Below are 13,997 nucleotides of genomic sequence, written 5' to 3' on the forward strand. Positions count from 1 at the left end.
TTAATCAACCACAACCTCTATTACATCATCACTATAAAGCATCGACTCTAAAACAAAGTTATAAAGTTTCTCAATTGGGAGCTGTGGATTGATTTCTTTTAAGGTTGCATCAACTAATGACCAGTTTTTATTTTCGATAGCTTTGGCAAGGATTAAGCAATCGCCTAGCACCCCAGAGCCATGTAATAAGGCATCAGTGATATCTTTGTTTAGTGTAAATTCTTTAACAATACTATTTAATTCAATATCCAAAATGGCATCAAGCATTGAGAACAACCCAACTAAATAGCCTTGCTGAGCCAAATCACGACTTTCTTCAGTTAAAATTAACTCTATTAACCTTGCTCGCACAAGTGCAAATTTAGTGAGCTCCGTCGGTTTATCTATACCTAAGTCACTGAGAGCTAGTACGCGGACAAACTGGCGAATAACGTCTTCGCCTAAATACACTACAGCTTGCGAAATAGACGTAATTACTAAATTACTATTTCCTGAGCGTGCATTAGCTAATTTCAAAATACGCGTGGTAATACCAACATCTCTCGCTACACGCTGATGTATCTCCTCAAAACATAAAGACTCTTTTGACGTTGATTTAAGTAAATCAAACACAGTAACTTTTGAAGGATCGATACCACTGTAAGTTAGCATTTCTGGACGAGCAAAAAAGAATCCCTGAAATAAGTCACATCCAGCAGTTTTTAGTACTTTAAACTGCTCGTGTGTCTCTATACGCTCAACAATAATTTTACAGTGAGGGTATTTACGCTTAAGCTTTTTTACGTGCATATTAGTTTTTATTATGGGCTCATCGGCCTCTATTTTTATATAACTAACAAGTGCTAATAATGGCTCCCACTTTGCATCGCCATCATAATCATCAAGTGCAAAAGTGTATCCCTCTTTTTTTAATGACGTAACACGTTTAGCTACTTCATCTATATTCACTGTGCGTTCTACAATTTCAATAACCGTCATTTCAGGATTTAATAATTTAGGGAAGTCATCGAGTAATGCATCCGTTGATAAATTAATAAATGCCAGTTGATGCGCAGTAAGCTTTTCAGCACCTACCAACATAAGCGTATTAAAAAATAAACGGCTCGTTGCATGTTCATCACTTGTACCTACTGGAAAGGCGTTATTTGATGAATTTCTATACAGCAACTCATACGCAAAAACCTCTTTTTCAGCATTAAATATGGGTTGTCTTGCTACATACTGCGTAAGAGTAGGAGTTAAAGTTGGTGTATTAGACGCTTTCAATAGGTTTAGCCTGTAAGTTCATGTGTGCAATTAGCACTTATGTAGTTACTTTAATACATGTGACAAATTAAAAGTATAGTAAAAATATCTTAATCATTGCAAACAACTAAAAGTAAATCATATAAAAGGATGCTCTACTAAATATAAAATAGCGATCTATTGCCATCGTTTTTATTATCAAACCTCCAACAGACACATTACATATATTGCATAAACGCCTTACAAAAAGAATAAACAACTGGGCTTGTTGACCTTTGCGGATTAAAATTTGTTCAATCTAGGGGCTATTTATGGGAATAGCCACACACCATAGGCTCTGCCTTGCCTAAATACCAAACTGACTGCTGCAAATTTAACCTCGAAAGATAAACAGGCCTAGGGTTCAGAAATTAAAAACCCCCGCATGAATAATATACCCTTACAAAACCAAGGGGCTTATAGCGTTCAGCAGCCCTGCTAGGGTATAATAACGCCAAATGTAAACTTCACTTAAATAAGAACCTTCATGAGTATTGAAAAAGCCTTAATTGAACGCAGTAGTAATCAATGTGAATTATGTGCAGCAACCGAAAACCTTTCTGTATACGAAGTACCTCCTGTGACAGAAACTCATTCAGATAAATGTATTTACACATGTAAAACCTGTAAAGATCAAATCGAAAACAGTAGCGAATTAACACCAACACATTGGCACTGTTTAAATGACAGCATGTGGAGCCAAACACCCGCAGTACAAGTTGTAGCTTACAGAATGCTTTCGCGCTTAGCGCCTGATAATGGCTGGGCACAAGACGCACTAGACATGATTTACCTTGAGGAAGATACACTTGCTTGGGCTAAAAAAGCACTTGCTGAAGATGACGATGTTAAACATGTTGATAGCAACGGTGTGGTACTTCAAGCTGGCGATACTGTTACACTTATTAAAGATTTAGACGTTAAAGGCAGTAGCCTTACCGCTAAACGCGGTACCGCAGTACGCAATATTGGCTTAACGAGTAATCCTGAACATATTGAAGGGCGAGTTGATGGTCAACGTATTGTTATTTTAACTAAATACGTTAAAAAATAAGGCATAAAAATAAGCGCTGTATTGCACAGCGCTTTTTATTTAACATTTCAGCTATTCATTTACTAATTGTTCACTACGATAAAAGCCACTCGGCTTGCTTAATAAAGTAATGAGCTCTGGTAGCACTGCATCCATAGTTTGCTTTAGTTTCCATGGCGGATTAATGACTATCATGCCAGATGCGGTCATGCCGTGTACATCGGTGTCATCTTCAGTGCCCAATTCAAATAATTGAATATTACGCATACCTGAATCTATTAAACCTTGCTCCATATTATCAATACGTTCCCTATCCACTACAGGATACCAAATCATATAAGTACCTGTCGAAAAACGCTGGTACGCTTTGATTAAAGTAGTAACAACCGTTTCATAATCATCCTTAATTTCATATGGTGGGTCGATCAATACACATGCTCTGCGTGAAGCAGGTGGCAAAAGGCCTACCAATCCAGTAAATCCATTCTCACCACGTACACGAATAGATCGTTTACCTTGCATATTCTCTTCAAGTAATAACAAATCGCGCGGATGCAGCTCAAAAAACCATCCTTTATCGTGACGACGTAAAAAGTGCTCAGCAATCTTTGGTGAGCCCGGATAAAATGCAAGTTCATCTGTTTCATTAAACGATTTAATTAACGCTATATATTCATTAAGCGCAGCGTGTTCACTTTTATGCTGCCACAACTTTTCTATACCATCTTGATATTCTTGTGTTTTTTGCGAATCAGCTGCGGCTAATTCAAAAAAACCTGCGCCTGAGTGTGTGTCTATGTAATCAAGTGGTTTATCTTTAATTGTTTGATAACCTAGTACTTGCGCTAACACTAAATGTTTGAGTACATCGGCAGGGTTACCAGCATGAAATGAGTGTCTATAACTAAGCATTATTTATTTTCGCCATACGCTATTTAATAAAAAACAGTGAACCATAAGCACTATACTTTGGCAACTGAGAGTGAACCATTTATGAATGAAAAAGCCTTCACGCTGAATTATCCCTTAACGCAGAAGAAAAATCAGCTAAAACCACCGTAAATGCTGGCAAATCAATACACTTTGCTTTACATTTGCATGACATTAATTACAGTTATATGAGCGCCTTTATGAATAACAATACTCTTCAACAACTCGAACAACTGATCGATTCACTAATTGATCGTAATAATCAATTGCTAACTGATGTTTCAAACTTAAAAGAACAAAATAGCAAACTAGCAGATGAAAACGAACTATTACAGCTAGAAGCTATTGAAAACGAAGAAAAACAAAAAGATGCCAGCACAACTTTATCTGGTCTTCTTGATAAATTACAAAGTGCACAACAGGCTAGCTAATGTCTGAGCTGCAAAACCAGCGGGTCACTGTTGAATTGCTAGGTCAAGAGCAGCAATTTGCTTGTCCTGAAGGACAAGAAGAGGCACTAATAGCAGCAGCTAAAAACCTTAATGATTTGGTGGAGCAAATGAAACAACGCTCTTCAGTTCGAAATGATCAAAAAGCCTTACTTATGGCAGCGTTAAACTTAAGCCACGAATTGCTAGAAGCAAAAACACAGGCTACAGTTGAGCAGCAGCAACAAGACCAACTCGTTGACAAACTAAGTCAGCATTTGGCAAGTGACCCCACACATCAAAAATAAAAAGCGCAAACTGCGCTTTTTGTTTATTATTAGCATAATTAAATAATAGCGTAGAGACACAGGATGAAGTTAAACCTATCTTATATAATCGCTTCATGTAAATACTTACTACTAGCATGTTCTTTATTACTCGTAGCGCCAACAACTTATGGCGCAGTCAATTGGGTAACTATTAATGCTAATATCCAATTTTTAGAACAAGAAAAAAAGCTGCGTTTTTACGACTCTAACCAAGTACTTATCGAAGGTGACAAGTGTGCACTACTTGTTGATGCAAGCGGTAATTTTGCTGCTGTGGAACAGCTAGCTAATGACCTAAAAAAACACCTAAAAACACCATTATGCTACTTAGTTGCTTCGCATTACCACGATGATCATTTACTCGGTATGGCGGTTATGCAACACTTCTACCCTGATGCAAAACTAATTGTGCATCAGCAAGTAAATAGCGATTTTAATCGCTACCAAAAAGCATTTAATGACCAACTCGATAGTTACGAAAAAAGTATAGAGCTGAGTTACCAACGCTTAGCCGGTATTTCAAAAGCAGAACAAGCACAATGGCGTGAAAAGTTGGAGCTTGCAAAAAAACGCCTTTTTCGCTGGCAAGAATATCAACTAAAGTCGCCAGAAATTATTATTGATGAAAATAAAACACTTGATTTAGGGGGGTTTAAAGTAACCTTAAACGCCCATCAAGCCCATACAAGTGGTGACTTAACACTCACAACTAATAGCGGTCGTGTTTTAATTGGTGGCGACATTGTTGACTGGCTCCCTTATCCTGGGCACGGCGAATTTAAAAGCTGGCAAACGCTGCTTAAACAATACATTGACGATGAAAATCTTGCGCTGATTATACCAGGGCATGGTGGTATACTTGACAGAGCTCAACTCAAACAGCCGTTAGCATTTCTAACCGCTATTACTGAGCATGTGAACAAAAACAACGATCAAACGATAGAACAACTTGTGTTATCGTTTCCTAAAAAAGTAATGAAACCTTACACAGAAGAATCTTTAAATGCAAAATCGAGCAATTTGTTTTTGCGATCAGGATTAGCTCGCGCGAAAAACGCAAAATAACTCAACACAATGGACTGTGTTAAAATAGTAAAAGGAATTTACAAAAGTGAACATTATGCGCAGCTTGTCTCTCTGTTTTTTAGTTTTATTTCTATTCGGTTGTGAAACAACTGAATCAGAAATTCAAGAAACGCCAAAAATATTTACTCACTTTGAGCCAAAACACACTTTTTTAGACAAATCGGATCAACGCATAATTGAAGATGCTCAAGTAAAGCCTCAGAACACAGTATTACTACATAAAAAAGTAAACATTAAAAAGCCTTCTCCCAAAGCAACTGACCTATGGGTTCACATTGCCGAGAGCCTGCATTTTAAAATTGATCAAAACCGAGCTTTAAAGCAACGTATAAATTGGTATTTAAAGCAACCCAATTACTTACGCGCTGTAAACAAACGCGCAGCGCCGTACCTGTATCACATCGTAAAAAAAATTGAGCAAAAGCAACTGCCTATGGAGCTCGCTTTACTACCATTTGTAGAAAGCGATTTTAGACCAACGATAGCCTCATCACAGCAAGCTGTTGGTGTTTGGCAGTTGGTTGGCGCAACGGCGCATCACTTTGGTGTTAAGTCAGACCAATGGTATGACGGGCGCCAAGACGTACTTGCTTCAACCGATGCTGCACTTGATTACTTAAGTTACTTACATAAACGCTTTGATGGTAATTGGCTACATGCTTTGGCCGCTTATAATAGTGGTGAAGGCCGTGTTAAACGCGCAATCGAAAAAAACAAAAAGCGCGGTAAAAGCACCGATTACTGGTCGCTAAGCCTACCAAAAGAAACCGCTGACTACGTCCCCAAGTTACTCGCTTTAAGCTATTTAGTTAAACACCCACAAAAAGGCATTAAGCGCCCAAAGCTTGCATATAAGCCATTTACAACACAGATGAATATAGGCCAGCAGTTTGACTTTTCAGTTATTGCTAAGCTCTCTGGTATAGGCTCCAAGCAGTTACATGCAATCAATCAGGGGTACTTAAAAAATCAAAGCTCACCTAACGGGCCGCACACTTTACTGCTTCCTATAGGGCAAGAGGCATTATTAAAAAGTCAGTTTTTTAAATCAAACTTTGCTGGAGAGTACATCGTTAAACAAAACGACACGCTTTATGGTATCGCTAAGCGTTTTAGTATGTCGGTAAAAGCTCTAAAACAACTTAATAATAAAAATAATAATTTAATCGGCGTTGGAGAAAAGTTATTAGTTGGACAACCTAAAACTCTGCCAAGCACATTAACTGTTGATTACAAAATTAGCCCTTATTTAGAGCACCAAGAAATTGCGATTCCCACCATTGAAATAGATTACGAAGTTAAGTCAGGCGATAGCCTTTGGAGTATAAGTCAGCTTTATGATGTCCCTCATAGCGACTTGGCAAAATGGAATAAGCTCTCTGCATCAAGCATTTTAAAGCCAGGCACTCAATTAGTGCTGTTTATACCTCAGGCTGAAAAGCAAAAAGCAGCACCAATAAAAAAAGATTTACTGCTAGATTTACAAAAAACACTAAATCAGCCACGTTAAGTTTATAAACAAGTATATTTCGCGTAAAATCAGCCTCAACATAGTCAAATTTAAAGAGATAAGCATGCAAATCAGTAAAAATTCAGCTGTTGAATTTCACTACACACTCAGTGAAGGCACTGAACAAGTAGAAAGTAGCACAAACGAAGCACCACTCACTTACATTCATGGTAGCGAAGGCATGCTTCCTGGTTTAGAAAAAGCACTTGAAGGCAAACAAGCTGGTGAGAAGTTTAGTGTAACGCTAGAGCCAAGTGAATCGTACGGCGAGCGTGTTGATGACTTAATTCAACGCATCCCGCTTAAGCACTTACAAGGCGACGTTAAAGTATGGAAACCAGGTATGACAGCAATGGTAAGTTCTAACCAAGGTCGTCATCAAGTGACTATTGTTAAAGTAGGTCGCTTTAACGCAGATTGTGATTTAAACCACCCATTTGCGGGTAAAACGCTAACATTTGATGTGGAAATCATCTCTGTACGTGAAGCAACAAGTGAAGAAGTTTCTCACGGACATGTGCACGCTGAAGGCGGCTGTGGCCACTCTCACTAATCACCTTTACTAATTAGGATCAAATATGGCTAAAGTTGCTATTGTTACTGGCGGAACAAAAGGCATTGGTTTAGCAGTAATTAAACGCTTGCTAAACAGTGGTTACCAAGTTCATAACCTCGATATAGAGCCTAGTGAATACGGTATATTCCATCAGTGCGATGTCAGTGATGTAACAGCCGTACGTAGCTGTATTAAAATTATATACGAGCAATCGCAACGAATAGACGTACTTGTTTCTAATGCAGGAAAGCATTTAAGCGCAAATATACAAAGCACCGACGAGCAAACTCTCGATGCGCTGTTTGCGCTTAATGTTAAAGGCGCTTATGCGGCAGTACAAAGTGTATTGCCTAGCATGAAAGCGCAAAATAACGGCGTTATTATATTAGTCGCTTCCGATCAGGCACTTATAGGTAAGCAAAACTCTTTTGCGTATAACCTGACCAAACACGCCCTTGCCTCTATGGCAAAAACAACAGCGCTTGATTACGCGAGTTTCAATATTAGAGCAAATGCCGTATGCCCTGGCACAATAGAGACCCCGCTATTTCATAACGCAATAGATGCGTACTGTAAAAAAAGTGGTGCAAACAAGGCCGAGATAGTTGCCGAAGAAGCAAGCCTTCAACCGCTTAACCGATTGGGGCAAGCCGACGAAGTTGCCGCTCTTGTGAGCTTTTTAGCAAGCGACGATGCCAGCTTTATTACTGGCAGCCTACAAAGTATTGACGGTGGCTATACTGCCCAATGAGTACAAAAATAATTGACCCGCATGTCCATTTCTTTAATTTAATTGAGGGTCAGTATTTATGGTTGCAGGGCGCCAATCAGCCAACATGGCCAAATTTAGATAAAATAAAACAACAAATTAGCGCAGAACAACTTATTGAAAGCACTGATTTCGAGCTTGCTGGTTTAGTGCATATAGAAGCTGGATTTGATAACAGCGCACCTATCAATGAGTTAAAATGGCTTGATAAACACTTAAATAATATTGCCTATAAAGCGATTAGCTTTATACAAATTGATCAAGACAGTGAGTCATTTGAACGTACGCTAAAAAACCTTATACACCCAACGTTAGCCGGGATCCGAGATATTACCGAAGGCAATGATGCAGCACGCTTATTAAACAGTTTTTGCTTAGATAATCTTAAAATATTAAGCCACTTGAATCTGCATTTTGAAGCGCAGCTTGAGCTTGAAAATATACCAATAGTAAAAAAATTAGCGTATTACGCGAAGCAACTCCCACATCTACAGATTGTAATTAATCATGCTGGATTACCAAGCAATATAGTACTTTGGCAACAAGGTATTGAACTATTAGCCAAAAATTGTAACGTTGCAATTAAGTTTTCAGGGTTTGAGCTTCTGTCGCTAAATAACCAACAGCAAATTACGTGTTTTGATATTATTTTTCAGCATTTTGGTGAGCAACGGATTATGTTTGCCAGTAATTTCCCCGTTTGCCAAATTAACTCCAGCTATAACAATTTATGGCATGCTCATTTGGGGTTGTGTAACAGTGATCACATCTGGCACCATTTAAGCTACAAAAATGCCAAACATCTCTATCTAGTATAAATAAAAACCGCTATATTTACGTATTAGTATAAAAAGCGAGCCTTCACATGTTCATTCCTACGAAGTTAAATATTGCAAAAACCATTCTGCCTTTAACACTTATTAGCATCTTAAGCGCATGTGGCGGTGGCGGTGGCGGAATTTTAAATGACAGTAATAGTGTCACTCCTATTGGCTCAAATACAACAACTTGGACCGCCAATGAATTTGCTCGTGCTAGTCAATTTAAAGGCCAGTGCCAAGCAAGTGATGAGAAGAACTGGCTACGTTCATGGAGTAACGAAACATACCTTTGGTATGATGAAATTATCGACACTGACCCAGCTCTTACGAGTGGAGTCCTTGATTACTTTGAACAACTAAAAACCAATGAACTCACCGAATCGGGTGCAAAAAAGGATAACTTTCATTTTAATTTACCTACCAATGAGTGGGAACGCCAAAATCAAGCAGGCGTAAGTTATGGCTACGGTTTCAATATAAAAATTCTAGCGTCTAGCGCACCTCGCCAAGCCATAATAAGTTATACGCAGCCCAATACTCCGGCAAGTAACCAAAACCTAACACGTGGATTTGAGTTAGTTGAAGTAGATGGTATTGATTTTGTAAATACCAACTCATCAAATGATGTTAGTGTTATTAATGCAGGTTTATTCCCTACGCAAACAGGTAAAGTAACTGAGTTTGTATTTAAAGATATCAACACCAACGAAAACCGTACTGTTACCCTCACGTCGCAAAATATAACCTCGCAACCGGTAAGTAATGTACGGACTGACTTAGCAAATGGAGAGGTTGGATATTTTCAATTTAATAGCCATAATGCAATTGCTGAAGAGCAACTATACAACGCATTTAACCAACTTGCTGCAAGCGACATTAAAGACTTAGTCATCGATATACGCTATAACGGTGGTGGGCTTTTACAAATGGCAAGCCAAATTGCTTATATGATTGCAGGTAATAGTAATACACAAGGTAAGGTTTTTGAACGTACTATTTTTAACGATAAAAACCCAAATACCAACCCAATAACAGGGCAAGCACTTACCCCAATGTCTTTTACCAATCAATTTGTGGGATTTGAGAGCAACCCAAGTATTACACCGGGTACACCTTTGCCAACACTTAACTTAAATCGTGTATTTGTGCTTACAACCAGCAGCACTTGTTCTGCCAGTGAAGCCATAATTAATGGTCTACGCGGCGCAGATGTAGAGGTGATTCAAGTGGGTTCAGGTACTTGTGGAAAACCATATGGCTTTTACCCAACAGATAATTGCGATACAACTTATTTCACTATTCAATTTACCGGCGAGAACAATAAAGGCTTTGGTGAATTTTCAGATGGTTTTGCACCACAAAATACATTAGATAACGCACTCCAGCCTTTATTAATAGCAGGCTGTGCCGTTGCAGATGATTTTACTACTTCCTTAGGTGATGCTAATGAAGCACTACTCAAAACGGCACTTAGCTATCGCACAACAGAGAGCTGTCCTGCGCCAAGCTCTACCAGTAGCAAGCAGGGTTTTGCTCCATCAATTGTAGATGATTCACCAAAGGTAGAAGATACCCGAGTGCAAACAATGCTTAATCAAAATATTATTCTCAGCGATAACATAAGGTAGGCTATGCAAATGCGTTTACTAATAATCACAGCTATCATAATGTGTACACTTACTGGGTGCTCAGCACAAAGCTCTGAGTCGACACCTAAGCTGCAACATGCATTATTGGTAGAGCCAAATAGTAAGGCTGTAGCCGAGGTTATAGCTCTACTACTTCATAGTCAGCAGATACAATTAGCTGATGACGTATTTTTAACAAGTAGTACGGTAACGCTCGATAAACTTAATCAAAAAGATACTTTGGGTAACCCGATTATGGGCAAGCAACTCAACATGCCCGATCAATTTGAGTTAATGATTAAAGACGAGCAATGTTTTGTACGCCACCTTGATAGTAAGGCAACCAAAGTTATCAATGATGTTAATTGCCGAGTAAATAATTAGTTTACTCAATGGCAATTTATATATAAAAAACGCTATGCTCACTGGAGTATATGTTTTATCTAAGCGCAGGTTATTTAACCTGTAAAACAACTATAATGACATTTATTAACCCTAAAACAGGATATTAAAATGAATAATCTTAGCTTTCGAGTTATTCCTACAGAAAATGGACAATGGAACATTTTTAGCCCTACGGGCGGAGATAGTGAAAATATTTGTATTGATTATAAAGCATTAAAGGCAGGCCAAGCCGTCAATTTATATTATGAATTGGTTGATTGTCTAGGATGGGAATTCGCTGAAAATGGCACCTACTTCTCTGATGCTAAAGATAATTTTAATTATCAATTAACAAGTATAGTGGCCAATAGCGGTCAATCACTTATAGTGTCTATCTCAAGTATCATTCCTGCCCACGCATTGCCTGCTCAGCTAGCAACAGAACTTGCTGACAATCCAGACGAAGCTGTTTCAGGTATGCTAAGTGAGAGCGCAGACTATGAAGTAAACTTCCGTCTTGTCGCTAAAAACACAGCTAATCAAGAACCAACAATGCGCTATTTCTCTCAAGATCCGCGAGTGATTCTTCAAGACATGGAACCACACTAGGAATTTTATGTACAGAGAGAATCATAATTCTCTTTGCCTAAGAGTTTTTGAAACTTACTCTCTGTACATAACGGCTTGAACCAACCAAGTCGATAAAAAGTGGGGCTCCATCCCTTTTTAATACTTTGCTCTACAGATGCAACCGCTGAGTACTTCTCTCCTAAAATGGCCTGAATCATAGCTTTCACAAAGTATACTTCGCTTAATTCAGAACTTTGAGCTAAAGCACGATCGATACTGATCATCGCTTCTTGCCCTTTATTCAAATGAACCTGTGCTTGCGCTTTTTCTAATAATAACTCAACAATTTGTGTATCGTCTGCTATCTGTCGATCTATCTTTTTATAAATATCAAAAGCCAGTTCCTTTTTATCTAACATATATAAAATATCAGCTAGATTGAGCTGTTGCGTACTATTTATAGAGGAGAGTTCTGCTGCCTTTTGGGCATGGTGTAATGCATCTTTTAACTCCCCTTTTAAAGACAACACAATAGAGTAATTTGAATATGTTGATGAAATAGCAGTCCCTGCTGAAATTAATCGCTGGTAGTTAATTTCAGCTTCCGCTAGGTCACCTGATAACAATGAAATATCTGCGAGCGTTTGTAGCGTAATAAAATCATTAGGTGTGTAGGTAAGTATTTTTGATAAATACTCTGCTGCTTTTTGATTATTGCCTTGCATAAGGTGGGCAATAGCTAGATTCCGTGTTGCAACAAGTGTTGGCCTTATTTTATAAGCGAGCTTTGCATGCGTTAAGGAACGCGCTAAATCACCATTTCTTTTATAGTAAATTGCTAGTAATGTTTGTTTTTGAAACTCTTCAAGATCTGACTCCTGAATTTTTTGTATCACAATTTCCGCATTATACTTATCTTTAACATGCTGATGAACTTCTAACATATCAATTAAGTAAGCAGCACTATTACGATAAGTACGAGGTAAAGTATTTAAGGTTTGTTTTAATTTTTTTATAATTTCGGGATCATGTGTTTTATCATACTGACGAAGTACGATTTTACGATACAGTGGATATAAAGGTGTAAACTCGGGACTGTGTAAAATCAAATTCTCAGCATCTGCCATTAAAGATTCCGCATCACGCGAATTATTTGACACTACACGTACTAAATTCACATATTGATCTAAAAACTCACTCTCTTTTTTTAGTGTTTGCCTACTCGCAACATTACCTGTGTATAATTTTTCAACAAAACTACTCGCTAAATTATAAATTCCCATGTAATTCTCAGTATCACTTGCACTTCTTTCTTCACGAATTAGCGTCGCATTTCCCCCATTCAGTAGGCTTAAGTTGATATCACAAGAAAGTGGAGTGCAATCTAAGTGCGTAACAAGTAATTGATCCGAATTAAGTGCCTGGCCTAAAGAGGCTAAATTTGTGTCTTTGCCTAATAATTTTTGAGTTTGTCGTATTTCAGTTTTTGAGATTAATGCATAATCAGAGTGATTTAATAAGTAATGCGCTATAGCATCATTAATTGCCAAGTTAAGCACTTGCTTTTGAGCATCTAAGAGTTTGGTTGTTTTACTAAATTCGACAGGTAACACTGCAACGTAAGTTTTGGGTTTATTTGCTTGCCAATACCAAATGCTCACACTGAGTAAACTGATGGTAATACATGACAATAATGCAAAAATGCCCCACTTATTCCTTTGTTTGTGTTTGCTAGCTAAATGAATGTCTGCCATAGAAATAGTTTCACTATTACCATTTAACGACAATAAAATACGTTTTAATTCATCAGTAACTTCTACGCAAGATGACGGTCGGTGTTTTACATTATAAGAAAGAAGACGGTTTATAAGTAGCCCCAATGGTTCTGGGATACCCGTAATAGCGCATGCATTAGCGCTGCATTTATTATTTTTTATTTGCTCTGCTATAGACTTATTAGTAAGGTCAGAAGACTGCGCACTATATGGATGTTGATTAGCGAATAATTGATAAGCAATTAATCCAAATGAAAACAAATCACTTCTAAAGTCTAACGGTTGATCATTTAACTGCTCTGGAGACATTGCTGTTAAACTGCCAAAGCTCATGTTTTCTTCCGATTGCAAAGTATCTTTTATCTGTGAAATACCAAAATCAGCGATTTTAGCTGAACCACTTTCATTGACCAAAACGTTGCTTGGCTTCAAATCAAGGTGCAAAATATTTTGCTGGTGAATGGTTAACAACCCTTCACTTATATCAATTAATAATGCTAGCTTTTCTTGTGCAGTTAATACTTGCTTTTTTAACAAACGTTCAAGTGTTGTACCTTTAACATATTCCATTTCAAGAACCAATTGCTCACCATACTGGATGGTCTTATAAATCTGGACTATGTTTGGATGATTAAAACAAGCTAATAATTTAGCCTCTAATAGTATTTGATCTGTAACTGAAGATGATAAATCGATTACTTTGAGCGCAACTTGGCGATCTAACTTTAAATCAGTAGCAAGGTAGACTTTGCTCATACCTCCTTGTGCTAAAACGTTTAGCTTATGGTAATGCTCTTCTAATTTAAACACACTGCAACTCAATAATATTTACATTTTAATGGTTAGTGTAACTTCAAAGATTAAATAATTACAATCTATTGATATTATTTAAGT

At 37.8% G+C, this 13,997-nt stretch carries 14 protein-coding genes; 11 read left to right on the forward strand and 3 right to left on the reverse strand.

Annotated features, from left to right (window positions below):
* On the reverse strand, positions 1-1,266 hold the full coding sequence (locus AOR04_RS15765) for an EAL and HDOD domain-containing protein (protein WP_096793858.1): 1,266 nt from the start codon (positions 1,264-1,266) through the stop codon (positions 1-3).
* Between the two features lie 505 nt (positions 1,267-1,771).
* Here AOR04_RS15765 and AOR04_RS15770 point away from each other — a divergent pair.
* Positions 1,772-2,338: a PhnA domain-containing protein gene (locus AOR04_RS15770; protein WP_096793859.1), complete on the forward strand. Its 567-nt coding sequence runs from the start codon at positions 1,772-1,774 to the stop codon at positions 2,336-2,338.
* A gap of 51 nt (positions 2,339-2,389) precedes the next feature.
* Here the strand turns inward: AOR04_RS15770 and AOR04_RS15775 are convergent, their stop codons facing one another.
* Positions 2,390-3,229 carry a 23S rRNA (adenine(2030)-N(6))-methyltransferase RlmJ gene (locus AOR04_RS15775; RefSeq protein WP_096793860.1) on the reverse strand — a complete coding sequence of 280 codons (840 nt, stop codon included), beginning with the start codon at positions 3,227-3,229 and terminating at the stop codon, positions 2,390-2,392.
* Positions 3,230-3,447: 218 nt separating this feature from the next.
* Between AOR04_RS15775 and zapB the strand changes: the two genes are divergently transcribed.
* The 10 genes from zapB to AOR04_RS15825 all read left to right on the forward strand — a co-directional run bounded on the left by zapB (position 3,448) and on the right by AOR04_RS15825 (position 11,367).
* Positions 3,448-3,678 carry a cell division protein ZapB gene (gene zapB, locus AOR04_RS15780; RefSeq protein ID WP_007375968.1) on the forward strand — a complete coding sequence of 77 codons (231 nt, stop codon included), beginning with the start codon at positions 3,448-3,450 and terminating at the stop codon, positions 3,676-3,678.
* A complete protein-coding gene (locus tag AOR04_RS15785) occupies positions 3,678-3,983 on the forward strand; it encodes a cell division protein ZapA (protein WP_007375967.1) in 306 nt (101 codons plus the stop codon). The genes zapB and AOR04_RS15785 overlap by 1 nt, the downstream gene beginning before the upstream one ends.
* A gap of 63 nt (positions 3,984-4,046) precedes the next feature.
* Entirely contained in the window at positions 4,047-5,069 is a 1,023-nt protein-coding gene (locus tag AOR04_RS15790; protein ID WP_096793861.1) for an MBL fold metallo-hydrolase, read from the forward strand.
* Between the two features lie 55 nt (positions 5,070-5,124).
* On the forward strand, positions 5,125-6,600 hold the full coding sequence (locus AOR04_RS15795; RefSeq protein WP_096794150.1) for a LysM peptidoglycan-binding domain-containing protein: 1,476 nt from the start codon (positions 5,125-5,127) through the stop codon (positions 6,598-6,600).
* Between the two features lie 64 nt (positions 6,601-6,664).
* The gene (locus AOR04_RS15800) at positions 6,665-7,153 is read left to right on the forward strand and encodes an FKBP-type peptidyl-prolyl cis-trans isomerase (RefSeq protein WP_007375964.1); all 489 of its coding nucleotides are present in this window, start codon (positions 6,665-6,667) and stop codon (positions 7,151-7,153) included.
* 25 nt (positions 7,154-7,178) lie between these two features.
* Positions 7,179-7,907 (forward strand): SDR family NAD(P)-dependent oxidoreductase, encoded by a 729-nt coding sequence (locus AOR04_RS15805; protein WP_096793862.1) that lies wholly within the window; start codon positions 7,179-7,181, stop codon positions 7,905-7,907.
* Entirely contained in the window at positions 7,904-8,743 is an 840-nt protein-coding gene (locus AOR04_RS15810; RefSeq protein WP_096793863.1) for an amidohydrolase family protein, read from the forward strand. Before AOR04_RS15805 ends, AOR04_RS15810 begins: the two co-directional genes overlap by 4 nt.
* A gap of 47 nt (positions 8,744-8,790) precedes the next feature.
* Positions 8,791-10,374 carry a S41 family peptidase gene (locus AOR04_RS15815; protein WP_096793864.1) on the forward strand — a complete coding sequence of 528 codons (1,584 nt, stop codon included), beginning with the start codon at positions 8,791-8,793 and terminating at the stop codon, positions 10,372-10,374.
* A 3-nt stretch (positions 10,375-10,377) separates the two neighbouring features.
* Positions 10,378-10,758, forward strand: a complete 381-nt coding sequence (locus AOR04_RS15820; RefSeq protein WP_096793865.1) for a hypothetical protein — start codon at positions 10,378-10,380, stop codon at positions 10,756-10,758.
* A gap of 129 nt (positions 10,759-10,887) precedes the next feature.
* Positions 10,888-11,367, forward strand: a complete 480-nt coding sequence (locus tag AOR04_RS15825) for a hypothetical protein (RefSeq protein ID WP_096793866.1) — start codon at positions 10,888-10,890, stop codon at positions 11,365-11,367.
* A gap of 5 nt (positions 11,368-11,372) precedes the next feature.
* Here AOR04_RS15825 and AOR04_RS15830 read toward each other — a convergent pair whose 3' ends face one another.
* Positions 11,373-13,913 carry a serine/threonine-protein kinase gene (locus AOR04_RS15830; RefSeq protein ID WP_096793867.1) on the reverse strand — a complete coding sequence of 847 codons (2,541 nt, stop codon included), beginning with the start codon at positions 13,911-13,913 and terminating at the stop codon, positions 11,373-11,375.
* Positions 13,914-13,997 lie beyond the last annotated feature (84 nt).

This window comes from Pseudoalteromonas sp. 1_2015MBL_MicDiv (assembly GCF_002407505.1).
Taxonomy (GTDB): domain Bacteria; phylum Pseudomonadota; class Gammaproteobacteria; order Enterobacterales; family Alteromonadaceae; genus Pseudoalteromonas; species Pseudoalteromonas fuliginea.

What these genes read in the sequence shown, in the direction of transcription:
- AOR04_RS15770 (WP_096793859.1), top strand. Translation starts at nt 1,772, where the DNA reads ATGAGTATTGAAAAAGCCTTAATTGAACGCAGTAGTAATCAATGTGAA.
- AOR04_RS15775 (WP_096793860.1), bottom strand. Translation starts at nt 3,229, where the DNA reads ATGCTTAGTTATAGACACTCATTTCATGCTGGTAACCCTGCCGATGTA.
- zapB (WP_007375968.1), top strand. Translation starts at nt 3,448, where the DNA reads ATGAATAACAATACTCTTCAACAACTCGAACAACTGATCGATTCACTA.
- AOR04_RS15785 (WP_007375967.1), top strand. Translation starts at nt 3,678, where the DNA reads ATGTCTGAGCTGCAAAACCAGCGGGTCACTGTTGAATTGCTAGGTCAA.
- AOR04_RS15790 (WP_096793861.1), top strand. Translation starts at nt 4,047, where the DNA reads ATGAAGTTAAACCTATCTTATATAATCGCTTCATGTAAATACTTACTA.
- AOR04_RS15795 (WP_096794150.1), top strand. Translation starts at nt 5,125, where the DNA reads ATGCGCAGCTTGTCTCTCTGTTTTTTAGTTTTATTTCTATTCGGTTGT.
- AOR04_RS15800 (WP_007375964.1), top strand. Translation starts at nt 6,665, where the DNA reads ATGCAAATCAGTAAAAATTCAGCTGTTGAATTTCACTACACACTCAGT.
- AOR04_RS15805 (WP_096793862.1), top strand. Translation starts at nt 7,179, where the DNA reads ATGGCTAAAGTTGCTATTGTTACTGGCGGAACAAAAGGCATTGGTTTA.
- AOR04_RS15810 (WP_096793863.1), top strand. Translation starts at nt 7,904, where the DNA reads ATGAGTACAAAAATAATTGACCCGCATGTCCATTTCTTTAATTTAATT.
- AOR04_RS15815 (WP_096793864.1), top strand. Translation starts at nt 8,791, where the DNA reads ATGTTCATTCCTACGAAGTTAAATATTGCAAAAACCATTCTGCCTTTA.
- AOR04_RS15820 (WP_096793865.1), top strand. Translation starts at nt 10,378, where the DNA reads ATGCAAATGCGTTTACTAATAATCACAGCTATCATAATGTGTACACTT.
- AOR04_RS15825 (WP_096793866.1), top strand. Translation starts at nt 10,888, where the DNA reads ATGAATAATCTTAGCTTTCGAGTTATTCCTACAGAAAATGGACAATGG.